The following is a 23,006-nucleotide window of genomic DNA, read 5'->3' on the forward strand; positions in this document are numbered from 1 at the left end:
CATGAATAGAACAACAACGCCGCTGAAACACGGCCTGAGCGCCATCGTCATCGCCGCCGCGCTGGCCGGCTGCGCCGTCGGCCCCGACTACGTCAAGCCCAAGCTGGACATCCCGGCCAGCTTCAAGGAAGACGGCCGCTGGAAAACCGCCGAACCGCAGGACGCGATGCCGCGCGGCGACTGGTGGACAACATTCCAGGACCCGACGCTGAACGGCCTGATGGACACGCTGAATAAACAAAGCCCCACCATCGCCCAGGCCGAGGCGCAGTACCGCGAGGCCCAGGCTCAGCTGCGCCAGGCCCAGGCCGGGCTGTTCCCGTCGCTGTCGGCCAACGCTTCGCAGAGCCGCGGCGTTTCCTCTCCAGGCGCCGGCACATCCAATGCCTACAATCTGGGCTTGTCCGCCAGCTGGGAAGTGGATCTGTGGGGCGGCGTGCGCCGCGAGGTGGAGGCCGGCAAGGCCAAGCAGCAGGCGTCCGAGGCCCAACTGGCCGCCATCCGCCTGAGCAGCCAGGCCCAGCTGGCCACCGCCTACCTGCAGCTGGTGGTGGCCGACCGGCAGTTGGCCAATCTGCGCGACAGCGAGAAGGCGCTGGCCGAAGCGCTGAAGCTGACGCGCAACCAGTTCGCCGCCGGCATCGTCGGCGACGACGCGGTGGCCTCGGCCGAAAGCCAATGGCACAACGCGCAGGCCGCGGTGGTGGACAAGCGGCTGACCCGCGCCCAGCTAGAGCACGCGATCGCCGCCCAATTGGGCCAGGCGCCGGCCAGCTTCGGGCTGCCCCCAGCCACGGAAACGCCCCACCTGCCGCAGATTCCGGCCGGCCTGCCGTCGGCGCTGCTGGAGCGCCGGCCCGACGTGGCCGCAGCCGAGCGCAATATGGCCGCCGCCAACGCCCAGATCGGCATCGCCAAGGCCGCCTTCTTCCCAACGCTGACGCTGGGCGCCAGCGGCGGCTACCGCGGCTCCACCCTCGCCGACTGGGTGACGCTGCCGAACCGCATCTGGTCCATCGGCCCGTCGCTGGCGCTGACGCTGTTCGACGCCGGCCTGCGCAGCGCGCAGACCGACCAGGCGATCGCCAGCTACGACGCCAGCGTGGCCAGCTACCGCCAGACAGTGCTCGCCGCGCTGCAAGGCGTGGAGGACAATCTGTCGGCGCAGAGCCTGCTGAAGGAGGAGTCGGGCATGCAGACCGCGTCGCTGGCCGCGGCCAAGCGGGCGGAAACCATCGCGATGAACCAGTACCAGGCCGGCACCGTCGCCTACCTGAACGTGCTGTCGGCGCAAAACGCCCGCATCGCGGCGGAGAACAACCTCTGGACCGTGGTCAACCGCCAGTACACCGGCAGCGTGGCGCTGATCGCCGCGCTGGGCGGACGCTGGTGACGCCGCGCCCCGCTATGGCAAAAACCGGGCTCGAGGCCCGGTTTTTCTTTGCCGCTCCATCCCTCAGACTACGGCTGCGATAAGCCCTGCTTCAACGCGGCCCAGAAAGCGGCATCCTCCATCCCCAGCGCGTAAGCCGAGGTGCCGCCCAGGCCGTAGGCGTTCACCAGGCTGGCCTTCAGCGCCACGCTGCGGGCGTTTTCCGTCCAGACGGTATGCACGCCGCTGCCGTCCTTCGCCGCATAGGTGAAATTGACGGAGTGAGTGCCGACATCGTAGCGCGGCTTGACGCCATACTGGCTGATCAAGGCCTGTGTCTTGCTCCAGAACAGTTGCTTGCCGCTGTTGTCGGACTTCCAGTCATAGCCATAGGCTGGAATGCCGTTCAATATCTTGCTCGCCGGCACAAGCGATACCGCGTAATCTAGATCGTTCTCCATCCAGTCCGAACCCGCCACCGGCCCAGGGCCCCAGGTGGGGATCGTTTCGTCATAGGTCATGATTTGCAGATAATCGGCCGCCGCGCCCAGCGCGCGCAGATCGTAGCCATAATTGGCCTCGTGGTTTTCATCCTTGGTGGAGAAAGCCGGCACGCTGACGATCAGCTTCAGCCCCTTGGCGTGCAATGCCCGGCCCAAAACCTGGATGAAGTTGCTGAAGTTGTTGCGGTCGCCCTGCGCCACCGCCTCGAAATCAATATTGATGCCGACAAAGCCATTGGCCTGGGCGAACTTCACCAGATTGGCCACCGACTGGTTCAGCGCGACAGTCGACACCGCATGGGCGATATCCGCGCTCCAGTCGCTATCGATATTGGAAATGCAGCCATAAGCGGCGATCTTCCTCGTCCGCAGGAAGGACAGCGCGTTGGCCGGCGCCGCCGCGCCATTGCCGGTGATCGCGCCATCGCGGGTGATATTGTAGAAATCGACGGAAACCGCGTTGAAATTGGAGTAGTGCTTGGTCAATGCCTCATAGTTGCCCTGATAGTCCGAGTAGTACGTCAGCACCATCGGGGCCGCCATTGCGGTTGCGGAAGAAAAAGCCAGGCCGGCCAGCAAGACAGCAATCTTTCGTTTCATGCACGCACCTTGTAGTGTTTTGCCTGCTGCATGCACGGCCTGTGCAGCGATAGGCTGATTTGATATGAAAACCCGTATCCTAGCGCTGTAATTTTAAATTTTTCCGCCAAGACAGAAACAATAAACTAAGTACTTATCAAAATGGGGACGATACCTCGTTTTCGTTTCTGGCGCAAATCATCAGCCTTAGGAAAACCTGTCGCGAACACACTTGTTCCTGCGGTTGTCCACCGATTAGGTCAATCGCAAGACGGTTAGGGGCACTCGCGAGATGCGGCGCAGGCGGATCGGGCCGATAGAGTCGATGCGACAAAAGAATGGCCGTTGCATGGTGCCGTCTCCGCCCGGATATCGCATCCCCCTGGCCAGGAGCCCACATCCAGACGAAAATGCACGGCGACCACTGGCTGATGTTCGATCGTTTTGGTCGGGCCTCGACTGTTAGCATCAACCGCTGCGACGCCGGCAGGCCAACCATTGCCTGAGCCCTCGCCTCATAAAAATAAGGAAAGAACGATGAACAAAAACCTTGCCCTGCTTTGCCTGGCGCTGGCCGCGCCATTCGCCTCTGCGGCCGGTTCGCCGCAGACCATGCTGGAAAACTATCTGGCCAAGGATGCCGCCGGCATGCGGCTGCAGGAGTACCCGGCCACTCGCTACTTCGCCAACTACCAGGACGAGCCGGGCTGGGACATGGTGACGCTGATCACCGGCTACGGCGTGCAACCACAGCAATGCGGCCCGCGCCGCTGCGAATTCTTGGTCCGCTACCAGCTGGATCCGACCCGCCCATCCGACGAACAGGCCAAGCCCCACCCCAAGGGCGGCGAGGAAAAGGCCCGCTACGTGGTGGTCAAGCAGGGCGGCGGCTGGAAGATCGACAGCGGCAGCATGCGCGAGCCGCACGTGAAGCGCGGCGCGCTGCGCTGACGCCGCCGGAAGCGGGCCTTGCCTTGGACGCCGGTCCTTCCGGCGTCACTCAGCGCCGCTAACAAAACCTGGTGAAACATCTGAGGCAAGGCGCGTCGACGCACACAGTACACGCAGTACGGCAAGTCTACGCAACGCAGCATCAGGGGTTGGGTTGGCGGCTGTCAGGGTAGGAAAGCGTGACGACCTTCGAACTGGCGCTGGCCTTGGTCCGTTTTTCGTCCGGCCCGGAGTAACGAACGGTAGTCACCGCTAGCTGAGGCTGGCCGCCCGGCCCCGCCAGCGGATTCAGAAACACCTGGCTGCCCTGGCAAGGCTTGCCCTCGTCGCCGCAATCGCCGAAATTATTCCCCTCCTCCGCCTTGAACAGCGTCCGCGGCTTCCAGCCATCGAACAGCACCACGCTATACGTGGCGTCGAAATTGCCCTGGCCGGAGCTCGAACTGCCCAGAATCACCATATAGCCTTTGCTGCCATCATGGGACAGCATCGTCACATCGGCGGATAGCCCGCTAAAACCATCGAGCACGATGGCCTTGCCCAGCGCCGGACGGGCCAACACATAGCCTTGCATGAAGTTGCGCCCCTGATCGGGAAACTCCGCCGACGCAAGATAGGCCTTCTCGCCGCCCTTCAGCGCCAGCGGATGGACCTCTCCCAACGCCACCTTGCCGACATCGCCCAGCCAACGGACGATCTGGGCTTTGGATGGCTCAGCAGCCTGCACGGCGGCGCAGCAGAATGCGGCCAGCGCCGCGAGGTATCGGAATTTCATCGCCGCTCCTTTCCCTTCCGCCTCAATCCCGCGCCGGAATAGCCAGGCCGCGCGCCACCGCCGGCCGCTCGGCGAATGCCTGCGCCACGCGCTGGACGTTGGGAAAATCGTCGAAGCCCACCAGCTCGCCTGCGCCGTAGAAACCCACCAGATTGCGCACCCACGGCCAGATGGCGATGTCGGCGATGGTGTATTCGTCGCCCATGATCCAGGCGCGGCCGGCCATCCTGCCCTCCAGTACTTGCAACAGGCGGCGGGACTCGGCGACGTAGCGGTCGCGCGGGCGCTTGTCCTCGTAGTCCTTGCCGGCGAACTTATGGAAGAAGCCGAGCTGGCCGAACATCGGCCCCACGCCGCCCATCTGGAACATCAGCCACTGGATGGCTTCGTAGCGCGCGGCCGGATGCTTGGGCAGCAGCGACCCAGTCTTGTCGGCGAGATAGATCAAAATGGCGCCCGATTCGAACAGGGCCAGCGGCTTGCCTTCCGGGCCATCCGGGTCCAGGATCGCCGGGATCTTGTTGTTCGGGTTCAACGACAGGAATTCCGGCGACAGCTGATCGTTGCGCTCGAAGCTGACCAGATGCGCCTCGTACGGCAGGCCGGTTTCCTCCAGCATGATGGAAACCTTGACGCCGTTGGGCGTCGGCAGCGAATACAGCTGCAGGCGATCGGGATGCTTGGCCGGCCATTTGCCGGTGATCGGGAAAGCGGACAGGTCTGCCATGGCGTTATCCTTGGTAAAACGGCGAAACGCCCACTATACCCGCCCGGCATTGCGGCGTCTCCCGCCGCGATAAACCGCCCATGCTACGATCCCGCCCTCGATCATCCGCCCCCCGCCGGGAAACACACCATGCGCCGCCTTCTCTCCTTCCTCGCCCTGGCATCGGCCAGCCTGCCAGCCCTCGCCGCCTGTCCCGCCAACGCGCCGGGCGAGCCGCTGCACTGGGCCATCGCCATCTGCCAGCAGCGCTATGAAACCGACGAGATCGAAAGCCCCAAGATGCAGTCCTGCATTTTTTCAACCGCGAAAGCGCATCAGGTCGATCCGGCCAAGCCCTCCGCCAATACCTGCGCGATCAATCTGCAGTTGAAAAAGAAATGGTGCGCAGGCCTGAAAAAAACCGGCGCGGCCGACTCGGCGGACGCCTGCGTCCGCTCGCGCGACGCGGTCCCCGAAGCGGTGGCGCAAGGCGGCGCCTGAGCGCCAGGATGGCCCGCGCCGCGCCGCGGGTATATCATGTCGCTTTGCCCAATCGGCCGCGCCTTGCCTGCGGCCGCGCACGAACACAGGAAGAATCCCTTGATCAACGTCACTCTTTCCCCATCCGTCACCGTAGGCAACGAAGCGCCGTTCACGCTGTTCGGCGGCGTCAATGTGCTGGAATCCCGCGACCTGGCGCTGCGCGCCGCCGAGGAATACGTCCGCGTCACGCAGAAGCTGGGCATTCCCTACGTGTTCAAGGGCAGCTTCGACAAGGCCAACCGCTCGTCCATCCACTCCTACCGCGGCCCGGGCCTGGAGGAAGGCATGAAGATCCTGCAAGCGGTGAAAGACACCTTCGGCGTGCCGGTGATCACCGACGTGCATGAGCCGTGGCAGGCTGCCCCGGTGGCCGAAGTGGCCGATGTGGTGCAGCTGCCGGCCTTCCTCGCCCGCCAGACCGACCTGGTGGAAGCGCTGGCCAAGACCGGCCGCGCCGTCAACATCAAGAAGCCGCAGTTCATGAGCCCGGCGCAGATCCAGAACGTGGTGGAGAAGTTCGCCGAAGCCGGCAACGAGCAACTGATCCTGTGCGACCGCGGCACCTGCCTCGGCTACGACAACCTGGTGGTGGACATGCTGGGCTTCGGCGTGATGAAGAAAGTCAGCGGCAACCGCCCGGTGATCTTCGACGTCACCCACTCGCTGCAACAGCGCGAGTCCGGCGCCGCCGCGTCCGGCGGCCGCCGCGCCCAGGTGGCGGAACTGGCCCGCGCCGGCATGGCGGTCGGCATCGCCGGCCTGTTCCTGGAGGCCCATCCGAATCCGGCCGAAGCCAAGTGCGACGGCCCCAGCGCGCTGCCGCTGGCGCAACTGGAGCCCTTCCTGGCCCAGGTCAAGGCCATCGACGATCTGGTCAAGTCCTTTCCGCCGCTGCAGATCGGCTAAATAGCCTTACAGCCGGGCGCAGCGATACGCCTCGGTGCGGTAAGGGAAGGCCACCCCGCCCCTGCCGCTCAAGTCGGGATGGGTGGCGATCAGACGGCGCAACGCTTCGGCGAAGCGCCGTTTTTCGTCGTCCGGCAACGCCGCGATGAAGCTGACCGACAAGAAACGGTCGATGATCACGCGCTCCGGCGGGCCGACATGACTGTGCGGCAGCATGGTCAAGGCCGGCGCGGCGAAATAGCTGGTCGTTTCAAACGGCAGGCGCCACGCGCCGGAGTGGAAGCGCGGCGTGTCGCCCTCGTACGGCGCCAGCAGATCGCTGATTCGCGCCACCCAATCGCAGGACTCGTCGCGCACATTCCAGATCAGCCCCAGGCTGCCGCCCGGCTTCAGCACCCGGTGGATTTCCCGCAGCGCATCCTCATTGGCGAACCAATGGAACGCCTGCGCGCACACCACAACGTCCATCGACGCGTCAGGCAGCGGAATCTCCTCCGCGGCGCCCTTCAACGCCAGCAGCCCCGGCAGGCGCGCCTGCAACTGCGCCCGCATCTCATCCACCGGCTCCACCGCCGCCGCCTCGCCAGCCACCATCGCCAGCAGGCGGGTGAACTTGCCGGTGCCCGCGCCCAGATCCAGCGCGGCCGAATCCGGCCTCAAACCCAATTCGCGCCTCAGCCAGTCGGCCAGTTCCGGCGCGTATTCGGGCCGGCCTCGCTCGTAGGCCTGCGCCTCCCGGGCGAATCCCGTCTTGGCTTGTCCATGCAATGTATCCATATTCCTCCGACGCTTTACAGCGCTCCGCGAAATTATTTCAACAGAAACAGTATTGGTGCGCATTTTTAAGCCGGCCCTTACTAGCTAATATGGACCAGGGCGGCCCCATACCCTGCCGACGACACTCGCCTGGCTCGCATCCACATCGTCCATCCGGCGATCCGAAGACTCATCCCGGCCGCCCCCACCTCCCCAAACATCCCCGGAGGGCATATGACCACTGCCACCGAAACCCAGGCCGCCATCGCGGAAGCAACAGCAACCAAAAGCTACGCCTGGACGCTGACCGCGTTCCAACAACACGGCAACCTCTGGCTCAGATGGAGCAGCACCGCGCCGTTCCGCGCGCAGCAGGGCCAGATCCATGTTTACGATGGAACCAGCTTCCCGTCCAACCCGCAGGACAAGACCAAGAAATGGACTTGGGACGACGCCCAGAACACGCCATGGGACAGCGGCCTGCCCTGGGGCTCCAACTGGTATTGCGCCTACATCGCGGAACGCCCGCCCAACGGCCCTTACGCCTATGTGGTGCAGGTCATCACGCCGCAGGAAAAGTAAGCTGGCCATAAACGACAAGCGGAAGCTCAAGGCTTCCGCTTTTTCACGCCGTCGTCGCGGCCTGCAATTCCCGCAAATAGGGTTTGACCTTGGCGGCGGTCACTTTCTGCAGCTTGCACAGCAAGGCATGATCGATGTCCGCCAGGTGGAACTGCTGCCGCAGCGTATCGCTCAGCAGCGCCATCAAGTGGGCCGCCATTTCAGCATCCGCCATCGCGCGGTGGGCGCGGCCGGTGTCCGGCAGGCTGGCCCAGCGCGCCAGCGTGCCCAGCTTGTGGTCCGGCGCCTGCGGCAGCAAGCGGCGCGACAGCATCAAGGTGCAGGCGAAATCCTGGCGGCGAGCCAGTCCGAGCAAACCCAGCTCGTAGTCCCAGAACTTGCGGTCGAAGCTGGCGTTGTGCGCCGCCAGCGGCGCATCGCCGACAAAACGGGCCGCGTCGCGCATCACCTGATCCGCCGGCGGCGCGGTTTTCAGCATCGCGTTGCTGATGCCGGTCAGCCGCTCTATCATCGGCGGCACCCAGACGCCCGCGTTCATCAGGCTCTGGAAGCGGTCGACCACGCGGCCATCCTCCACCATCGCCACGCCGATCTCGGTGGCGCGGCAGTCGCGGCCCGGCGACGCGCCGTTGGTTTCGAAGTCGATGACGGCGACGCGCTGCCTCATGCCAGAGCGGCCTTGGCCGCCTCTTCCGGCGTCAGACCGTCGAAGAACTGGTCGGTATACCATTCGGCCTGCTCTTCGATGTGTTCCTGAGCCTCGGCCTCGGTCGCGCCAGCGGCGACCAGATGAGTCTCCACTTCCGCGCACCAGGCCAGCAACGCCAGCGTTTCCTCGTCCAGTTTTTCCTGCGGCTTCTTCGACATCGGGATTTCCTTGCGATTCAATATATTATCGAGCCGGGCATTGTACCCGGCTTACGGCGGCGCGCAAGCGCGCGAGGCTCGGCTTACGCTAATCATCGACCCGGCCGCGCAGGGATTTGATCGCCGCGCGCTGCGACTTGCCGGCCAGCCGGCGCTGCTTCGAGCCATAGGTCGGCTTGGTGGCGCGGCGCGCCTTCGGCGTGTGGCCGGCGCCGTCTATCAAGGCCTGCAGCCTCTGCAACGCGTCGGCGCGGTTCTGCTCCTGGGTGCGATACTGCTGCGCCTTGATCACCAGCACGCCATCCTTGCTCAGCCGCTGGTCGTTCAGGCCCAACAGCCTTTCGCGCAGCCATTCCGGCAGCGAGGAAGCGGCGATGTCGAAACGCAGGTGAACGGCGGACGAGACCTTGTTGACGTTCTGGCCGCCGGCGCCTTGGGCGCGCATCGCGGTGAACGTCACCTCGTCCTCTTTGACCAGATACAGGGATGGCGCCATGGCGGAAACAATCATTGCTAAACACGCATTATAAACCGCGCGGACCCTATAGCCCGCGCGGTTTGTTTGCTCCAGCACCTGTTTACGATCTCGCGAGCCACAGCGAGGAAGCGGAATGCGCAAATGGCGCATGAGCATCCTGAAGCCATACTCACCGTGCCGCACCTCGCAACGCGCAGCAGATCATAAACAGGCTCTTACGCGCCGAGCCGGATGCCGCCGTCGCAGATCAGCGTCTGCCCTGTCATGAAGCCATTGCCGATCAGGAACGCCACCGCATCGGCGATGTCCTCGGCCCTGCCGATGCGGCCGACCGGCGTGGCTGCGGCGAAACCGGCGAACAGGTCCGCCCGGCTCTCGGCCGGCAGGAAATTCCACCACTCGGTATCCACGACCCCGGGCGACACCGCGTTCACCCGCAGCGGCCGCAATTCGGACGCCAGCACCGGCGCCAGCGCGGCGACGGCGGCGTTGGCCGCGGCCAGGCCCGCGGTGCCGCGCAAGGCGGCCTGCGCCGACACGGCGGACAGAAAGGTGATGCTGCCGTTTTTCGCCAGATGCGGCAGCGCGGCCTGGGCGCAGGCGAAATGCGGGTAGACCTTCTCCTCGAACCCTGACTTCACTTGGTTCAGATCAGCCTCAGCGAACGCGCCGCCGCCCTTGTTGCTGCCCATCGCCAGCACCAGATGGTCGATCGGCCCGCAGCGGCGGAAAGCGTCCGGCAGCGCCGAAACGTCCGACGCGTCCATGGCCAGCGCGGCGACCAGGCCATCCAGCCGCGCCCTGGCCGCCTCCAGCCGGCCGGCGTCGCGCCCGGCGATGGTCACCCGATAATCCCTATCCAACAACAGCTTGGCGCTGGCCAGCCCTATGCCGGCCGAACCTCCTATGATCAGAACATGTTGCGTCATGACGAGCTCCTTGGCGATGAACCGGGCGAACGGCTGTCCGCCTTGGGTTTCGAACTCATCATCGGCCATACGACAAATGACAAACAGTTGCGGGATTATCCTGGTATCGTCACTACCATGAACCGCGCCGACCACACCGAAACCATACGCCTGGCAGAACTGGGCGCCTTTCTGCGCTCGCGCCGCGAAAGCCTGAGCCCTGCCGCGGCCGGCCTGCCGCCAGGCATGCGCCGCCGAACGCCGGGACTGCGCCGCGAAGAGGTGGCGATGCTGGCCGACATCGGCACCGCCTGGTACACCTGGCTGGAACAGGGGCGCGACGTGCAAGCCTCCAGCGGCGTGCTGTCGGCGCTGGCCGGGGCCTTGCGCCTGGACGGAGCCGAGCGGCGCCACCTGTTCGCGCTGGCCGGCCGGCAAGCGCCGGACGCCGTCGCGCCGGGCAACCATATCGAAGCCTCGCTGCTGCGCATGCTGGACAATCTGCGCGATCAGCCGGCCTACATCACCGGCCGGCGCTGGGACATCCTGGCGTGGAACCGCGCCGCGGCGGCGCTGTTCGGCGACTATGCCCTGCTGCCGCACGAGGACAGGAATCTGCTGCGCATGGTGTTCGCCAATCCGGCGCACCGGGCTTTGCTGGCGGAATGGGACGATCTGGCGCGCGCCGCGCTGGCGATGTTCCGCTCCGACTACGGCCGCCATGCCGGCAATCCGGCTTTCGAACAGCTGCTCGCCTCGCTGAACCGCGACAGCGCAGAATTCCGCGCCTGGTGGCCCCGGCGCGAAGTGCTGGAGCCGCTGTCCGGGATCAAGCTGCTGAATCATCCGCGGCAAGGCCGCATGAGCTTCGAATACAGCAGCTTCGCGCTGCAGGATGGTTCGGAGCGGCGGCTCACTCTCTACACCCCGCTGGCGGATGACGACAGCGCCGCCAAACTGGCCGCGCTGCTGTCCGGCTGAAAAGAAAACCCGCCGCGCCGGACAGACGGGCGGGCTGATTTCGAGCAGGCGGAACCGCTAGGACTTCAGATTTTTCACCAGCCCGTCGCACACCGGCTTCTGCGCGTCGTCGGCCGGCAGTTTCCCGCACACGCCGTCCAGCTGGCCCGCCAGGCGGCCGACGGCCTCCGCGTGCTTGCCATCCTGATTCCAGGCTTTGAGCTTCCCGGCCACCTTCTCCAGCGAGCGGCGGCTGCGTTCATAGAAAGCGCTGCCCGACTTGCCGGCATCGGTGAACACCTCGCTCGCCGCGGCCTCGATCCGGCCCGCGTCCTGCGGCTCCAGCTCCACCGCGTTGCTGACATAGCTTGCGCCCCATTGCAGCCGGGTGGCCTGCCCTTCCGACGCCTGATAGGCCTTCTGGTACCAATCCAGCGCCGCCGCCTTGTCGCCGCGCTCCTTGGCGTTGGAAGCCAGAATCAGCATGTGGTAGTACGGCGCATGCGAGGTTTTCAGCTCTCCCTTCAGCAGCTTGTCCGACTCGTCCAACAGGCCGGCGTCCGCCAGCAACTCGCCGGCGGCGGTGATCACTGCCTGGCGCTGATAGGGGTTAGGGCTGGCTTTGTCCGCTTCCGCCGCCCTGGCTCTCACGTCGGCCACCCGCTCGGCCGGCAGCGGCTGCTTGGGGTGCTGCTGCTTGTACAACGCCAGCAAGGTCGATGCCGCGCCCAGACGATCGCCCCAGTACAGCGTGCCGTCCGCTTCCAGCTTCTTCAACTGCGCGTCGAAGGCCTCGCGCAGCGTCGCGTCGTCGCCCAGCAGCTTCAGCGCGTCGCCGGCGGAATAGATGACGATGTCGGCGTTCGCGCGACTCAGCCTGTCATCGCCCAGAACCTGCAGCAGGCGGCCGCGCGCCTGGTTTCGGTCGAAGGCCGGAGGCTCTTTTTCTCCGGCCAACGCGGCCAATGCTTTCAACTGCAGCCGGGTCGCGACCGCGGCCGGTTCGGCCGGCACCCGCTCAGCCAGCTTCTCCAGCGTGGCGGGAACATCTTTCTCCGGCAGCAACTGGCCGCGGTCCACATCCCAGGCGTAATCGGCCAGCAGCTGCCAGTCAGCCGCCGCCAGCTTGTTGCCGGCCAAAGCGTCGGACAGCAGCGTCTTCACCGGTTTCACCGTCGTCAGGCCCAGTTGCAGCGTGCGCAGGTAGCGCTCCGGATCCACCTCGCCCGGCAGACGGGTGATCTCCGCGCCGTCCGGGCGGAACAGGATCATGGTCGGGTAGCCGCGCACCTTGAATTTCTCGCCCAGCTGCTGCGCGTTCTCGCTGTCGCCGTCCAGGTACACCGGCACGAACTGGCGGGTGGCGGCGATGAAGTCCGGACGGTTGAAGATGGTGGACTTCACCTGGTTGCACGGCGGGCACCACACCGCGCCCCAATACAGGAACACCGGCTTGTTCTCCGCCTGCGCGCGCGCGAACGCCGCCGGCACGTCGCCCTGCTGCCAGCTGATGCCAGGCGGCAAGGCATGGCCGTCGCTGACATCGGCATGCGCGACCGGCATCAAACCGGCCAGCGCCAGCGCCATCACCAACAAGGTTCGCTTCATGTCTCTGCCTCTTTCTGTCTTTGTATGCATGGCACCATGCTACACCCAATATTCACAAGGCATAAAGACGGACTGGCGATTTGCTTAGCAGCGGCGCGGCAAAAGCCCACTCTCAATACCAATGGCATTGCCGGCATTACTCGCCTATCATCGATGGCCATGAGCCGCCTGATCCTGCCGCCGCCGCTATCGCTGAGCGGCATCGTCCGCTACTTCCACATCGAGCATGCCGACGGCGGCGTGCTCCGGATGCCCGCCATGCCCTTCCCCTACCTCGGCGTCTTGCTGAGCGGCGACAGCTGCGCGGAGCGCGGCGGCGAACGCATGGCGTCCCCGCGCAGCTTCGCCGTCGGCGCGCTGTCGCGTCCGATCAGCCTGCGCATTTCCGCCGGCGCCGTTTTCGCCAGCGCGCCGCTGCGGCTCGGCCAGCTGCAAACGCTGTTCGGCATCGCCAGCCATGAATTGACCGACCAGATCTGGCCGCTGGACGCGCTCATCGGCCGCGCGGAGGAAGAGGCGCTGTTCGACAGCCTGCGTCCCGGCGACGGGGCCGGGCAATGGGTGGAGGCGCTGTCCGCCTGGATCATGCGCAGGCTGGCGCGGCGGGAGCCGCCGGGAGGATTCGACCACTGGCGGCTGCCCGCCGCCTCCTTGTTTCTCGACTCTCGAACGCTGGCGGAGCAATCCAGCCTGAGCACGCGCCAATTCGAGCGCCGCTTCCTCGCCCGCTACGGCCAGCCATTGCGCGACATGCGCCGCATGGCGCGCTTCATGCGGGCGATGGGCGGGATGATCCTGGGCCAGGCCGGCTCTATGGCCGATCTGGCGCTGGACTGCGGCTATTTCGATCAGGCCCATTTGAGCCGCGACTTCAAACTGCTGTCAGGCTTCTCCCCGCGCGAATTCGCGCAGGGCCTCCATGGCCAAAGCAACCGGGAACTGGACCTGTTGCGCTACGACGCGCGCGAAAAACAGCTGGTGATGGACAGCGTGGACGCCGATCTGCGGGAAATGCGGGCCGACGAAGCGACGGATGTCGCCTCGGTGCAAGACGCCTTCTGAGGGAGAGGCGCAGCATGGAGGCCTTGCGCACCGGAGACCCCAGATGGACAGCCCCTCGCTGGAAAAAGACGGCTTTTTGCTCACCACCATCGACGGCCTGTTCGGCCGCGCCCAAAGCGGCAGCCTGTGGTATCTGTCGTTCGGCCTCGCCTGCTGCGCGGTGGAGATGATGCACGCGGCGGCGGCTCGCTACGACATGGACCGCTTCGGCTGGATACCGCGCGCCACGCCGCGCCAGGCCGACCTGATGATCGTGGCCGGCACGCTGACCAACAAGATGGCGCCGGCGATGCGCAAGGTCTACGACCAGATGTCGGAGCCGCGCTACGTGCTGTCTATGGGTTCCTGCGCCAACGGCGGCGGCTATTACCATTACAGCTATTCCGTGGTGCGCGGCTGCGACCGCATCGTGCCGGTGGACATCTACGTGCCCGGCTGCCCGCCCACCGCCGAGGCGCTGCTGTACGGCCTGATGCAGCTGCAGGCCAAGATACGCCGCAACGACACCGCCAGCCGGCGCGATCTGCTGGACCGTTCGACAAGCAGGCAGCCTGGCTGAATCAATCCTCGCGCAGCTCGAAATCGTGGGTGATGTCGGCGGTTTTGGCCAGCATGATGGACGCGGAGCAATATTTCTCCGCCGACAGCTTGATCGCCCGCTCCACCGCGTCCGGCTTCAAGTCGCGCCCAAGCACCACGAAGTGGAAATGGATGCGGGTGAACACCTTGGGATCGACATCGGCGCGATCGGCCTCAATCTCCACCCAGCAGTCGCGCACGTCCTGGCGGGATTTTTTCAAGATGGTGATCACGTCGTAGCTGGTGCAGCCGGCGGTACCCAGCAGCACCAGCTCCATCGGCCGCGGCCCCAGGTTGCGGCCGCCGCCCTCCGGCGCGCCATCCATCACCACCGCGTGGCCGCTGCCGGTCTCGCCCATGAAACACACGCCGTCCACCCATTTCAGCCTCGCCTGCATCGTCCCGCTCCCCTATTTGATCAAAAATGTTCATCAGACTAACACTGCCGATTTGGGCGGACAAAGATTCACCGGTAGAATAGAAAGATTGTCCCGTTATATTCCGAGCTGCACCCATGCTGGTACTTGGCATTGAATCCTCCTGCGACGAAACCGGAGTCGCGCTGTACGACACCCGACAAGGCCTGTTGGCCCATCAGCTGCACACTCAGATGGCGATGCACGCCGAGTACGGCGGCGTGGTGCCCGAGCTGGCCAGCCGCGACCACATCCGCCGCGCCATCCCGCTGACCGAAGCCTGCCTGGCCGACGCCGGCAAGACGCTGGCCGATCTGGACGCCGTCGCCTACACCCAGGGCCCCGGCCTGGGCGGCGCGCTGATGGTGGGCGCCAGCATGGCCAACGCGCTGGCCTTCGGCCTGAACATCCCGGTGATCCCAGTCCACCATCTGGAAGGCCACCTGCTGTCTCCGCTGCTGGCAGATCCGAAGCCCGAGTTCCCCTTCCTGGCGCTGCTGGTTTCCGGCGGCCACACCCAGTTGATGGCGGTGCGCGGCGTCGGCGACTACGAAATCCTCGGCGAAACGGTGGACGACGCCGCCGGCGAAGCCTTCGACAAGACCGCCAAACTGCTCGGCCTGCCCTATCCCGGCGGTCCGCTGCTGTCCAGACTGGCGGAATCCGGCAGTCCGGACCGCTTCACCCTGCCGCGGCCGATGCTGCACTCCGGCAACCTTGACATGAGCTTCTCCGGCCTGAAGACCGCGGTGCTGACGCTGGTGCGACAGCAAGAGTCCGCGCAGGGCGAACTGGACGAACAGACGCGGATGGACATCTGCCGCGCCTTCCAGGAAGCCATCGTCGAAGTGCTGGTTAGGAAATCGCTGGCCGCGATGAAGCAAGCCGGCATGAAGCGGCTGGTGGTGGCCGGCGGCGTCGGCGCCAACAAGCAGCTGCGCGCCGCGCTGGACGAAGCGGCCGCGCGCAAGCGTTTCGAGGTGTTCTACCCGCCCTTGGCGCTGTGCACCGACAACGGCGCGATGATCGCCTTCGCCGGCGCCATGCGCCTCAAATTCGCCGAGCCGGCCGGCGGCTTCACCATCAAGCCGCGCTGGGACCTGTCCAGCCTGCCGGCGGTTTAAACCGAACTCATACGCCGCCCGCACAAGCGGGCGGCCAGAAGAATATGATCCAACTGAAGAACCTCAGCTTGCGCCGCGGCCTGAAAGAGCTGCTGATCGGCGCCAACCTGACGCTGAACCCCGGCTACAAGGCCGGCCTGACCGGCGCCAACGGCGTGGGCAAGTCCAGCCTGTTCGCGATGCTGCTGGGCGAATTGCACGCCGATGGCGGCGACATGCTGTTGCCGCCCAACTGGACCATCGCCCACGTGGCGCAGGAAACGCCGGCGCTGGAGCGCAGCGCGCTCGACTACGTGCTGGACGGCGACAAGGAGCTGCGCGCGCTGGAAGCCCAGCTGGCCATCGCGGAAGACAAGCACGACGGCAACGCCATCGGCCATCTGCACGGCGAGCTGGCCCATATCGACGCCTACTCCGCCCCGTCCCGCGCCGGCAAGCTGCTGACCGGCCTGGGCTTCGACGAAGCCGGCCAGCAGCGCCCGGTGGCCAGCTTCTCCGGCGGCTGGCGCATGCGGCTGAACCTGGCCCAGGCGCTGATGTGCCGCTCCGACCTGCTGCTGCTGGACGAGCCGACCAACCACCTGGACCTGGAAACGGTGCTGTGGCTGGAAGACTGGCTGAAGGCCTACCCGGGAACGCTGCTGGTGATCTCGCACGACCGCGATTTCCTTGACGCCATCTGCAGCCACACGGTGGAAGTGGCCAACCAGACGCTGACGCTGTACACCGGCAACTACAGCCAGTTCGAAGTGATGCGCGCCGAGAAACTGGCGCGCCAGCAGGGCGAGTACGAAAAGCAGCAGCGCCAGATCGCCCACCTGGAATCGTTCATCACCCGCTTCAAGGCCAAGGCCAGCAAGGCGCGCCAGGCGCAAAGCCGCGTCAAGGCGCTGGAAAAACTGGAGCGGATCGCGCCGGCCCACTCCGCTTCGCCGTTCGATTTCCATTTCGACAGCCCCGAGCACCTGCCCAACCCGCTCTTGAAGCTAGACAAGGCCAGCGCCGGCTACGGCGACAAGACCATACTGTCCGGCATCAGCCTGTCGGTGGAGGCCGGCGCGCGCATCGGCCTCTTGGGCGTCAACGGCGCCGGCAAATCGACGCTGGTGAAGCTGCTGTCCAGCGACCTGGCGCCGCAGACCGGCGAGCGCATCAACGCGCAGATGCTGAAGATAGGCTACTTCGCCCAGCACACGCTGGAAACGCTGCGGCCGGACGAATCTCCGCTGCAGCACATGCAGCGCCTGGCGCCGACCACGCGCGAGCTGGAGCTGCGCAGCTTCCTCGGCGGCTTCAACTTCCGCGGCGACGCCGCCACCGACCCCGTCGGCCCGATGTCCGGCGGCGAGAAAGCGCGCCTGGCGCTGGCGATGATAGTCTGGCAAAAGCCCAACCTGCTGCTGCTGGACGAACCGACCAACCACCTGGATCTGGAGATGCGCCACGCGCTGACGCTGGCGCTGCAGGACTTCACCGGCGCGCTGATCGTGGTATCCCACGACCGCAGCCTGCTGGAGTCCACCACCGACGTGTTCTGGCTGGTGAGCGGCGGCAAGGTGCAGCCGTTCGACGGCGATCTGGAAGACTACCGCCAGTGGCGCCTCGCCCAACTGGCGGAAAACGGCAAGCCATCGGACGGCGACGCGCAAACAGTCAACCGCAAGGAGCAGAAACGGCAAGAGGCCGAGGCGCGCCAACAGCTGGCCAAGCAGCGCAAACCCTTGCAGAGCCGCCTGTCCAAGCTGGAGCAAGAAATGGACAAGCTGTCGCGGGAAAAGAGCCAGCTGGAAACCTTCCTGTCGTCCAGTGACGCCTATGACGACGCCAACAAGCAGAAACTGGCCGACAGCGTGCGGCGCCAGGGCGAAGTCGCGGGGCGGCTGGAAGTCGTCGAAGAGGAATGGATGGACGTGCAGGAACAACTGGAAGCGCTAGCCCAGGCCGACTAGCGCCACTTGCGACGAATCATGGCGGCGAGAGAAATTACTTGTAATCTCCGCCGCCGTCTTCTTACGCTAAGAAGAAGCGGGACCTCCCGCGAACCGGAACGCGCCATGCCGCATGCGCTCACGCACAAGCTTCTGCTGGCCAGCCTGCTGCTGGCCGCGCCCTGCGTTTTTCCGGCAGAGCCCATCCGCCTCGCCACCCATCTGCAGCCTCCCCTCTCTTTCACTCGTGACAACGGCCAGGCGGACGGCCTGGCGGTGCAGGTCGTCGATTGCGCGCTGAAAAAGATGCAGCGCCCCTACACCCTGGACTTCCTGCCCTGGCCCCGCGCGCAATGGCAGGTCCAGCATCTGCAATCCGATGGTTTCTTCGCCGCCACGCAATCCGAAGAGCGGGACCGTTACGCGACGCTCTCCGGCCCCCTGATACCCTATGAGCGGCGCTGGTATCTGCTTAAAGCCAACCCGCTGTCGCCTTCCAGCCCCGAATTCAAACGCCTGGCGCGCATCGCCGCCTTCAGCGGCTCCAATATGGATATCTGGCTACGCGATCACGGCTATCGCCTGAGCGCCACCCCGGGCAATAGCGAGCAACTGCTGCGCATGCTGCAATCCCGCAGGGTGGACGCCGTGCTGGGCAACAGCTACGCGGTGGACGCGCTGATCGCCCGCCTGGGGCTGCAGACAGAGCTGCGCAGCGAGTTGGCCGAAGCGCTGCCGATGGGCCTCTACTTCGGCAAAGCCTTCCTCGACCGCGAAGGCCCGCAATTCCTGCCCAAGTTCAACAACGCGCTGCAAGGCTGCCGCCCCAAATGAAAATGCCGCCCGAAGGCGGCATTGGATAGATTAGGCGCGAGCCGCTCAAACAGCGGCAGGCTCCTTCATCAGCAGCGTGATCATCCCGGCGATCTTGCGCTTCAGCTCGCGGCGATCCACCACCATGTCCACCGCGCCCTTGTCCAGCAGGAATTCTGCGCGCTGGAAGCCTTCCGGCAGCGTTTCGCGCACGGTCTGCTCGATCACTCGGGCGCCGGCGAAGCCGATGCGGGCCTTGGGTTCGGCCATCACCACATCGCCCAGGAAGGCGAAGGATGCGGACACGCCGCCCATGGTCGGATCGGTCAGCACCGAAATGAAGGGCAGCTTGTGCTCGGTCAGCAGTTGCAGCGCGGCGCTGGTCTTGGCCATCTGCATCAGCGAATTCAGGCCCTCCTGCATCCGCGCGCCGCCGGAGGCCGACACGCAGATGAACGGCGCCTTGGCTTCCACCGCGGCCTGCACGCCGCGCACGAAGCGTTCGCCGACCACCGAGCCCATCGAACCGCCGATGAACTTGAATTCGAACGCGGCCACGACCGCCGGCAGCGAATGGATGCTGCCCTGCATCACCACCAGCGCGTCATCCTCGCCGGTGTCGCTCTTGGCAGCGGTGAGGCGGTCCGGGTACTTCTTGCTGTCCTTGAACTTCAGGATGTCCACCGGCCGCACTTCTTCGCCGATTTCGCGCCGTCCCTCTTCGTCCAACAGCAAGTTCAGGCGCTGGCGCGCCGACAACGGGTGGTGGTGGCTGCACTTCGGGCAGACCTGGAGGTTGTTTTCCAGATCGGTGTAATACAGTACCGCTTCACATTCCGGGCATTTGCTCCAAAGCCCCTCCGGTACCGCCGAAGGCTTGTCGGCGCGGTTTTCGCGCTTGATCTTCGGCGGGAGGAGCTTGTTCAACCAGCTCATGCTGACTCCTTGAATCTGGGTGTCCGGATATCTCCGGCCACATTGCGACGGGGGCGATGCGCCCCCGTCTGTGTTCTAGCGGATGGCAGCCTTCAATTCGGCTACCAGACGAGTTAGCTGCTCTCTGGCAGTTTCGGGTGTCGCCGCCTCAATTTCCTGCACCAGCCTGCTGCCCACCACCACCGCGTCGGCGGCGGCCGCGATGGCCTTGGCAGTCGCGGCGTCGCGAATCCCGAAGCCCACGCCTATCGGCAGCGGCAATTGTTGTCTGAGGGCAGCAATTTTACGCGCTACATCCTCAATGTCCAGATGTCCGGCGCCGGTCACGCCTTTCAGCGACACATAATAGACGTATCCGCGCGCCAATTTGGCGATTTCCGCCACCCGCGACGGCGGCGTGGTCGGCGCCACCAGGAACACCGTGTCCAGACCCTGGGCATCCAGCGCGGATTGAAGCTCGGCGGCCTCTTCCGGCGGACAATCCACCGTCAGCGCGCCATCCACGCCGGCCGCCTTGGCCCGGGCGGCAAATTCGGTATAGCCCATCGCGCACAGCGGATTCAGATAGCCCATCAGCACCACTGGCGTCGTTGCGTTGTCGCGACGGAATTCGGCCACCATCTCCAGCACATGGCGCAAACCCACCTTGTGCTTGAGCGCGCGCTCGGACGCGCGCTGGATCACCGGGCCATCGGCCATCGGGTCGGAAAACGGCACGCCCAGCTCGATGATGTCGGCGCCGCCTTCCACCAGTCCGTGCATCAGCGACACGGTCAGGCCGGGATGCGGATCTCCCGCGGTGATGAACGGAATCAGGGCTTTCTTGCCCGCGAGCTCGGCAAAACAGTTGGCAATGCGTGACATTCTCGCCCCCTTCACAGCGTGATGCCGGCCAGGCCGGCAACGGTATTGATGTCCTTGTCGCCGCGGCCGGACAGATTGACCAGAATCACCTGGTCCTTGCCCATGGTCGGCGCGACTTTGGCGGCCCAGGCCAGCGCGTGGCTGGATTCCAGCGCCGGGATGATGCCCTCCAGATGACAGCAGTCGTGGAAGGCGCGCAGCGCCTCGTCGTCGTCGATCGACACGTATTCGGCGCGGCCGATGTCTTTCAAGTGGCAATGCTCCGGCCCCACGCCGGGATAATCCAACCCGGCCGATACCGAATGGGTCTCGATGATCTGGCCGTCCGCGTCCTGCATCAGATAGCTCTTGGAGCCGTGCAGCACGCCCACCGGCGCGCCTGAGGAGATCGGCGCCGCGTGCTTGCCGCTGGAAACGCCGTGGCCGCCCGCCTCCACGCCCACCATGCGCACGCCCGGCACGTCGATATAGGGATGGAACATGCCGATCGCGTTGGATCCGCCGCCCACGCAAGCCACCACCACATCGGGCTGGCGGCCTATCACCTCCGGCATCTGGATCTTGGATTCCGCGCCGATTACCGATACGAAATCGCGAACCAGCATCGGATACGGATGCGGGCCGGCCGCGGTGCCGAGAATGTAGAAGGTGGAATCGACATTCGTCACCCAGTCGCGCATCGCTTCGTTCAGCGCATCCTTCAGCGTCTTGGAGCCGGACTCCACCGGCACCACGGTGGCGCCCAGCAGCTTCATCCGGAACACATTGGGCGACTGGCGCTTGACGTCCTCCGCGCCCATGTACACCACGCACTCCATGCCGTAGCGGGCGGCGACGGTGGCGGTGGCCACGCCGTGCTGGCCGGCGCCGGTTTCCGCGATCACGCGCTTCTTGCCCATGCGGCGGGCCAGCAGCGCCTGGCCGATGGCGTTGTTGATCTTGTGGGCGCCAGTGTGGTTCAGGTCTTCGCGCTTGAACCAGATCTGCGCGCCGCCCAACTGCTCGGACCAGCGCTTGGCATGGTAGACCGGGCTGGGGCGGCCGACATAATGCTTGAGTTCATGATGGAACTCCTGCCAGAACGTCGGATCGGCCTTCACGCGGGCGTATTCTTCTTTCAGCTGATCCAGCGCCACCATCAAGGTTTCGGCGACGTAGACGCCGCCGTAAGGGCCGAAATGGCCCTGCGCATCCGGAAAATCATACCGATCCATGTCTTGCTCCTGATATGAAGGCCGCCATTCTGGCGGCGGATTTGATTCCCTTGGACGCCTCCACTCCGCTGGAGACGTCCACCGCGGCCGGCTTCACCCGGCGCACGGCTTCGATAATGTTCTGTTCGTCCAGCCCCCCGGACAGGATCAGCGGCAAGGGCAGATCGTCCGGCAACAGGGTCCAGTCGAAAGTGGCGCCGGTGCCGCCGTGCGCGCCTTCGACGAAAGCGTCGGTCAGCAGGCCCCGCGCATCGGGATAACGGCCCGCCCACTCCAGCAGGTCCACGCCCGGCTTCACCCTCACCGCCTTCAGGTAAGGCCGATGGAAAGCGCGGCAGAACTCAGCGCTCTCCTCGCCGTGGAACTGCAGCACGTCGATCGCGCAGCCGGCCAACACCCGCTCCACCCACTCGCGCTCGGGATTGACGAACAAGGCCACCACGCTGATGAAGGGCGGCAGCGCGGCGATCACCGCGCGCGCCTGTTCAATCGACACATTGCGCGGGCTCTTGTCGTAAAACACCAGTCCGACGGCGTCCGCCCCCAGGCGGGCCGCCTCGACGCCGTCCTCCGGCCGGGTGATGCCGCAAATCTTGATTCTGACCACGATGTCCTGTGCCCCGCTCGATAAGGGTTGTACTTCAGCGCAGCCTGAGCCGCGCCGCCTCGCAGCGGGACGGCAGCGCGAACTCGTCCGGATAACCCACGCCGGTCAGATACAAGCCATCCGGCATGAAGGTGGGCGGCGCGCTGGTGCGGTCGCGCGCCGCCAGCAAGGCCTGCATGTCGTCAGGGCTCAACGCCCCTTTGCCTACGTACAGCAGCGCGCCGACGATGTTGCGCACCATGTGGTGCAGAAAGGCGTCGGCGTTCAAATCGAAACGCAGCAGTCCGTCGGACTCGACGATATCCAGTTGCTGCAGATCCTTGACCGGCGACTTCGCCTGGCACTCCGACGCGCGGAAACTGGAAAAATCATGCCGCCCCAGCAGCCTGGCCGCCGCCTCGCGCATCGCCGCCACATCCAGCGCCTGGTGATACCAGCCCACCTTGCCCGCCAGCAGGCAGGAGCGGACCGGATGGGTCAGCAGGAAATAGCTGTAGCTGCGGGAAAACGCGGAGAACCTGGCATGGAATTCGTCGCCGACTTCGCGCGCCCACACCACTGCCACCTCGGGCGGCAGCAAAGCGTTGACGCCTCTTACCCAGGCATTGAGCGGACGCGTCGCATCGGTATCGAAATGGACCACCTGCATCGCGGCATGCACGCCGGCATCGGTGCGGCCGGCGGCGTGGGTGGCCACTTCGCGGTTGCCGGCGATCTGCCCCAATGCCTGATTCAGCCTGTCCTGTACCGTGTTGCCGTGCGGCTGGGTCTGCCAGCCGGCGAACGCCCGACCGTCATACTCGATGCCGAGCGCGATTCTCATACCCACTCATCCATTCATTGCCACGCTCCGGCCGGGCAAAGCCTCGCCCAGAGCGATAAAGCACCCACTTTATCCTATCCGGCCCGGTTTGCGCCACACGCGTCGCCTCAATACAAAAACAAATGGCACCGGCCGAAACCGGTGCC

General features: G+C 65.4%; 26 protein-coding genes. 11 read left to right on the forward strand and 15 right to left on the reverse strand.

Features of this window, described 5'->3' with window-relative positions; genetic code table 11:
- Nucleotide 1 precedes the first annotated feature (1 nt).
- The gene (locus tag BKX93_RS04215) at nt 2-1,393 is read left to right on the forward strand and encodes an efflux transporter outer membrane subunit (protein ID WP_070978857.1); all 1,392 of its coding nucleotides are present in this window, start codon (nt 2-4) and stop codon (nt 1,391-1,393) included.
- 68 nt (nt 1,394-1,461) lie between these two features.
- Here BKX93_RS04215 and BKX93_RS04220 read toward each other — a convergent pair whose 3' ends face one another.
- Nucleotides 1,462-2,475 carry a glycosyl hydrolase family 18 protein gene (locus tag BKX93_RS04220; protein WP_244887236.1) on the reverse strand — a complete coding sequence of 338 codons (1,014 nt, stop codon included), beginning with the start codon at nt 2,473-2,475 and terminating at the stop codon, nt 1,462-1,464.
- Nucleotides 2,476-2,991: 516 nt separating this feature from the next.
- On the opposite strand from BKX93_RS04220, the gene BKX93_RS04225 reads away from it, so the two are divergent.
- A complete protein-coding gene (locus BKX93_RS04225) occupies nt 2,992-3,405 on the forward strand; it encodes a hypothetical protein (RefSeq protein ID WP_046156979.1) in 414 nt (137 codons plus the stop codon).
- Nucleotides 3,406-3,547: 142 nt separating this feature from the next.
- Here the strand turns inward: BKX93_RS04225 and BKX93_RS04230 are convergent, their stop codons facing one another.
- Nucleotides 3,548-4,180, reverse strand: a complete 633-nt coding sequence (locus BKX93_RS04230; protein ID WP_052729251.1) for a hypothetical protein — start codon at nt 4,178-4,180, stop codon at nt 3,548-3,550.
- A 22-nt stretch (nt 4,181-4,202) separates the two neighbouring features.
- Nucleotides 4,203-4,907: a glutathione S-transferase N-terminal domain-containing protein gene (locus BKX93_RS04235; RefSeq protein ID WP_046156980.1), complete on the reverse strand. Its 705-nt coding sequence runs from the start codon at nt 4,905-4,907 to the stop codon at nt 4,203-4,205.
- Nucleotides 4,908-5,036: 129 nt separating this feature from the next.
- On the opposite strand from BKX93_RS04235, the gene BKX93_RS04240 reads away from it, so the two are divergent.
- Together BKX93_RS04240 and kdsA are read left to right on the forward strand one after the other, a co-directional pair.
- Nucleotides 5,037-5,387 carry a hypothetical protein gene (locus BKX93_RS04240; RefSeq protein ID WP_046156981.1) on the forward strand — a complete coding sequence of 117 codons (351 nt, stop codon included), beginning with the start codon at nt 5,037-5,039 and terminating at the stop codon, nt 5,385-5,387.
- Nucleotides 5,388-5,486: 99 nt separating this feature from the next.
- Complete coding sequence (gene kdsA / locus BKX93_RS04245) at nt 5,487-6,335, forward strand: 3-deoxy-8-phosphooctulonate synthase (protein ID WP_046156982.1); 849 nt, start codon at nt 5,487-5,489, stop codon at nt 6,333-6,335.
- Between the two features lie 6 nt (nt 6,336-6,341).
- On the opposite strand, the gene BKX93_RS04250 is transcribed toward kdsA, so the two are convergent.
- Nucleotides 6,342-7,112, reverse strand: coding sequence for a class I SAM-dependent methyltransferase (locus tag BKX93_RS04250; RefSeq protein WP_046156983.1), 771 nt, complete (start codon nt 7,110-7,112; stop codon nt 6,342-6,344).
- Between the two features lie 213 nt (nt 7,113-7,325).
- On the opposite strand from BKX93_RS04250, the gene BKX93_RS04255 reads away from it, so the two are divergent.
- Nucleotides 7,326-7,673: a hypothetical protein gene (locus BKX93_RS04255; protein ID WP_046156984.1), complete on the forward strand. Its 348-nt coding sequence runs from the start codon at nt 7,326-7,328 to the stop codon at nt 7,671-7,673.
- Nucleotides 7,674-7,716: 43 nt separating this feature from the next.
- On the opposite strand, the gene BKX93_RS04260 is transcribed toward BKX93_RS04255, so the two are convergent.
- The 4 genes from BKX93_RS04260 to BKX93_RS04275 all read right to left on the reverse strand — a co-directional run bounded on the left by BKX93_RS04260 (nt 7,717) and on the right by BKX93_RS04275 (nt 9,947).
- Nucleotides 7,717-8,340, reverse strand: a complete 624-nt coding sequence (locus BKX93_RS04260; protein WP_046156985.1) for a 3'-5' exonuclease — start codon at nt 8,338-8,340, stop codon at nt 7,717-7,719.
- A complete protein-coding gene (locus BKX93_RS04265) occupies nt 8,337-8,540 on the reverse strand; it encodes a hypothetical protein (protein WP_021476013.1) in 204 nt (67 codons plus the stop codon). Before BKX93_RS04265 ends, BKX93_RS04260 begins: the two co-directional genes overlap by 4 nt.
- An 88-nt stretch (nt 8,541-8,628) precedes the next feature.
- Complete coding sequence (arfB, locus tag BKX93_RS04270; protein WP_070978859.1) at nt 8,629-9,036, reverse strand: alternative ribosome rescue aminoacyl-tRNA hydrolase ArfB; 408 nt, start codon at nt 9,034-9,036, stop codon at nt 8,629-8,631.
- Between the two features lie 197 nt (nt 9,037-9,233).
- Complete coding sequence (locus BKX93_RS04275; RefSeq protein ID WP_046157009.1) at nt 9,234-9,947, reverse strand: SDR family oxidoreductase; 714 nt, start codon at nt 9,945-9,947, stop codon at nt 9,234-9,236.
- Between BKX93_RS04275 and BKX93_RS04280 the strand changes: the two genes are divergently transcribed.
- Nucleotides 9,936-10,907 (forward strand): helix-turn-helix transcriptional regulator, encoded by a 972-nt coding sequence (locus BKX93_RS04280; protein WP_222103287.1) that lies wholly within the window; start codon nt 9,936-9,938, stop codon nt 10,905-10,907. The genes BKX93_RS04275 and BKX93_RS04280 overlap by 12 nt on opposite strands.
- 57 nt (nt 10,908-10,964) lie before the next feature.
- On the opposite strand, the gene BKX93_RS04285 is transcribed toward BKX93_RS04280, so the two are convergent.
- Entirely contained in the window at nt 10,965-12,494 is a 1,530-nt protein-coding gene (locus BKX93_RS04285) for a thioredoxin family protein (protein WP_046156986.1), read from the reverse strand.
- A gap of 159 nt (nt 12,495-12,653) precedes the next feature.
- Here BKX93_RS04285 and BKX93_RS04290 point away from each other — a divergent pair, with 159 nt between their 5' ends.
- Together BKX93_RS04290 and BKX93_RS04295 are read left to right on the forward strand one after the other, a co-directional pair.
- Complete coding sequence (locus BKX93_RS04290; RefSeq protein ID WP_186009489.1) at nt 12,654-13,556, forward strand: helix-turn-helix domain-containing protein; 903 nt, start codon at nt 12,654-12,656, stop codon at nt 13,554-13,556.
- 43 nt (nt 13,557-13,599) lie between these two features.
- Nucleotides 13,600-14,115 carry a NuoB/complex I 20 kDa subunit family protein gene (locus BKX93_RS04295; RefSeq protein WP_070978862.1) on the forward strand — a complete coding sequence of 172 codons (516 nt, stop codon included), beginning with the start codon at nt 13,600-13,602 and terminating at the stop codon, nt 14,113-14,115.
- A 1-nt stretch (nt 14,116) separates the two neighbouring features.
- Here the strand turns inward: BKX93_RS04295 and BKX93_RS04300 are convergent, their stop codons facing one another.
- Nucleotides 14,117-14,533: an OsmC family protein gene (locus tag BKX93_RS04300; RefSeq protein WP_046156989.1), complete on the reverse strand. Its 417-nt coding sequence runs from the start codon at nt 14,531-14,533 to the stop codon at nt 14,117-14,119.
- 116 nt (nt 14,534-14,649) lie between these two features.
- Here BKX93_RS04300 and tsaD point away from each other — a divergent pair, with 116 nt between their 5' ends.
- The 3 genes from tsaD (at nt 14,650) to BKX93_RS04315 (ending at nt 18,437) form a co-directional block, all read left to right on the forward strand.
- Nucleotides 14,650-15,675, forward strand: a complete 1,026-nt coding sequence (gene tsaD, locus BKX93_RS04305; protein WP_046156990.1) for a tRNA (adenosine(37)-N6)-threonylcarbamoyltransferase complex transferase subunit TsaD — start codon at nt 14,650-14,652, stop codon at nt 15,673-15,675.
- 44 nt (nt 15,676-15,719) lie between these two features.
- Nucleotides 15,720-17,624 (forward strand): ATP-binding cassette domain-containing protein, encoded by a 1,905-nt coding sequence (locus BKX93_RS04310; RefSeq protein ID WP_046156991.1) that lies wholly within the window; start codon nt 15,720-15,722, stop codon nt 17,622-17,624.
- Between the two features lie 105 nt (nt 17,625-17,729).
- Nucleotides 17,730-18,437, forward strand: a complete 708-nt coding sequence (locus tag BKX93_RS04315; protein ID WP_046166613.1) for a substrate-binding periplasmic protein — start codon at nt 17,730-17,732, stop codon at nt 18,435-18,437.
- 45 nt (nt 18,438-18,482) lie between these two features.
- On the opposite strand, the gene accD is transcribed toward BKX93_RS04315, so the two are convergent.
- From accD to truA, 5 genes are all read right to left on the reverse strand, one after another.
- Entirely contained in the window at nt 18,483-19,352 is an 870-nt protein-coding gene (accD, locus tag BKX93_RS04320; RefSeq protein WP_021476004.1) for an acetyl-CoA carboxylase, carboxyltransferase subunit beta, read from the reverse strand.
- A 75-nt stretch (nt 19,353-19,427) separates the two neighbouring features.
- Entirely contained in the window at nt 19,428-20,216 is a 789-nt protein-coding gene (gene trpA, locus BKX93_RS04325; protein ID WP_021476003.1) for a tryptophan synthase subunit alpha, read from the reverse strand.
- A gap of 11 nt (nt 20,217-20,227) precedes the next feature.
- Nucleotides 20,228-21,430, reverse strand: a complete 1,203-nt coding sequence (gene trpB, locus BKX93_RS04330) for a tryptophan synthase subunit beta (RefSeq protein WP_021476002.1) — start codon at nt 21,428-21,430, stop codon at nt 20,228-20,230.
- Complete coding sequence (locus BKX93_RS04335) at nt 21,417-22,040, reverse strand: phosphoribosylanthranilate isomerase (protein WP_046166614.1); 624 nt, start codon at nt 22,038-22,040, stop codon at nt 21,417-21,419. The genes trpB and BKX93_RS04335 overlap by 14 nt, the downstream gene beginning before the upstream one ends.
- 31 nt (nt 22,041-22,071) lie before the next feature.
- Nucleotides 22,072-22,860 carry a tRNA pseudouridine(38-40) synthase TruA gene (gene truA / locus BKX93_RS04340; RefSeq protein ID WP_046156994.1) on the reverse strand — a complete coding sequence of 263 codons (789 nt, stop codon included), beginning with the start codon at nt 22,858-22,860 and terminating at the stop codon, nt 22,072-22,074.
- Between the last annotated feature and the right edge of the window lie 146 nt (nt 22,861-23,006).

The sequence above is a fragment of the Chromobacterium vaccinii genome (genome assembly GCF_001855275.1).
Classification (GTDB): Bacteria; Pseudomonadota; Gammaproteobacteria; order Burkholderiales; family Chromobacteriaceae; genus Chromobacterium; species Chromobacterium vaccinii.

Bases quoted from the DNA above. Each gene is read 5' to 3' on its own strand.
- BKX93_RS04225 (WP_046156979.1), top strand. From the start codon at position 2,992: ATGAACAAAAACCTTGCCCTGCTTTGCCTGGCGCTGGCCGCGCCATTC.
- BKX93_RS04215 (WP_070978857.1), top strand. From the start codon at position 2: ATGAATAGAACAACAACGCCGCTGAAACACGGCCTGAGCGCCATCGTC.
- BKX93_RS04280 (WP_222103287.1), top strand. From the start codon at position 9,936: ATGTTGCGTCATGACGAGCTCCTTGGCGATGAACCGGGCGAACGGCTG.
- BKX93_RS04240 (WP_046156981.1), top strand. From the start codon at position 5,037: ATGCGCCGCCTTCTCTCCTTCCTCGCCCTGGCATCGGCCAGCCTGCCA.
- truA (WP_046156994.1), bottom strand. From the start codon at position 22,860: ATGAGAATCGCGCTCGGCATCGAGTATGACGGTCGGGCGTTCGCCGGC.
- arfB (WP_070978859.1), bottom strand. From the start codon at position 9,036: ATGGCGCCATCCCTGTATCTGGTCAAAGAGGACGAGGTGACGTTCACC.
- tsaD (WP_046156990.1), top strand. From the start codon at position 14,650: ATGCTGGTACTTGGCATTGAATCCTCCTGCGACGAAACCGGAGTCGCG.
- BKX93_RS04285 (WP_046156986.1), bottom strand. From the start codon at position 12,494: ATGAAGCGAACCTTGTTGGTGATGGCGCTGGCGCTGGCCGGTTTGATG.
- BKX93_RS04235 (WP_046156980.1), bottom strand. From the start codon at position 4,907: ATGGCAGACCTGTCCGCTTTCCCGATCACCGGCAAATGGCCGGCCAAG.
- BKX93_RS04265 (WP_021476013.1), bottom strand. From the start codon at position 8,540: ATGTCGAAGAAGCCGCAGGAAAAACTGGACGAGGAAACGCTGGCGTTG.
- trpB (WP_021476002.1), bottom strand. From the start codon at position 21,430: ATGGATCGGTATGATTTTCCGGATGCGCAGGGCCATTTCGGCCCTTAC.
- trpA (WP_021476003.1), bottom strand. From the start codon at position 20,216: ATGTCACGCATTGCCAACTGTTTTGCCGAGCTCGCGGGCAAGAAAGCC.
- BKX93_RS04290 (WP_186009489.1), top strand. From the start codon at position 12,654: ATGAGCCGCCTGATCCTGCCGCCGCCGCTATCGCTGAGCGGCATCGTC.
- BKX93_RS04310 (WP_046156991.1), top strand. From the start codon at position 15,720: ATGATCCAACTGAAGAACCTCAGCTTGCGCCGCGGCCTGAAAGAGCTG.
- BKX93_RS04300 (WP_046156989.1), bottom strand. From the start codon at position 14,533: ATGCAGGCGAGGCTGAAATGGGTGGACGGCGTGTGTTTCATGGGCGAG.
- BKX93_RS04260 (WP_046156985.1), bottom strand. From the start codon at position 8,340: ATGAGGCAGCGCGTCGCCGTCATCGACTTCGAAACCAACGGCGCGTCG.
- BKX93_RS04230 (WP_052729251.1), bottom strand. From the start codon at position 4,180: ATGAAATTCCGATACCTCGCGGCGCTGGCCGCATTCTGCTGCGCCGCC.
- BKX93_RS04315 (WP_046166613.1), top strand. From the start codon at position 17,730: ATGCCGCATGCGCTCACGCACAAGCTTCTGCTGGCCAGCCTGCTGCTG.
- BKX93_RS04250 (WP_046156983.1), bottom strand. From the start codon at position 7,112: ATGGATACATTGCATGGACAAGCCAAGACGGGATTCGCCCGGGAGGCG.
- accD (WP_021476004.1), bottom strand. From the start codon at position 19,352: ATGAGCTGGTTGAACAAGCTCCTCCCGCCGAAGATCAAGCGCGAAAAC.
- BKX93_RS04220 (WP_244887236.1), bottom strand. From the start codon at position 2,475: ATGAAACGAAAGATTGCTGTCTTGCTGGCCGGCCTGGCTTTTTCTTCC.
- BKX93_RS04295 (WP_070978862.1), top strand. From the start codon at position 13,600: ATGGACAGCCCCTCGCTGGAAAAAGACGGCTTTTTGCTCACCACCATC.
- BKX93_RS04255 (WP_046156984.1), top strand. From the start codon at position 7,326: ATGACCACTGCCACCGAAACCCAGGCCGCCATCGCGGAAGCAACAGCA.
- BKX93_RS04275 (WP_046157009.1), bottom strand. From the start codon at position 9,947: ATGACGCAACATGTTCTGATCATAGGAGGTTCGGCCGGCATAGGGCTG.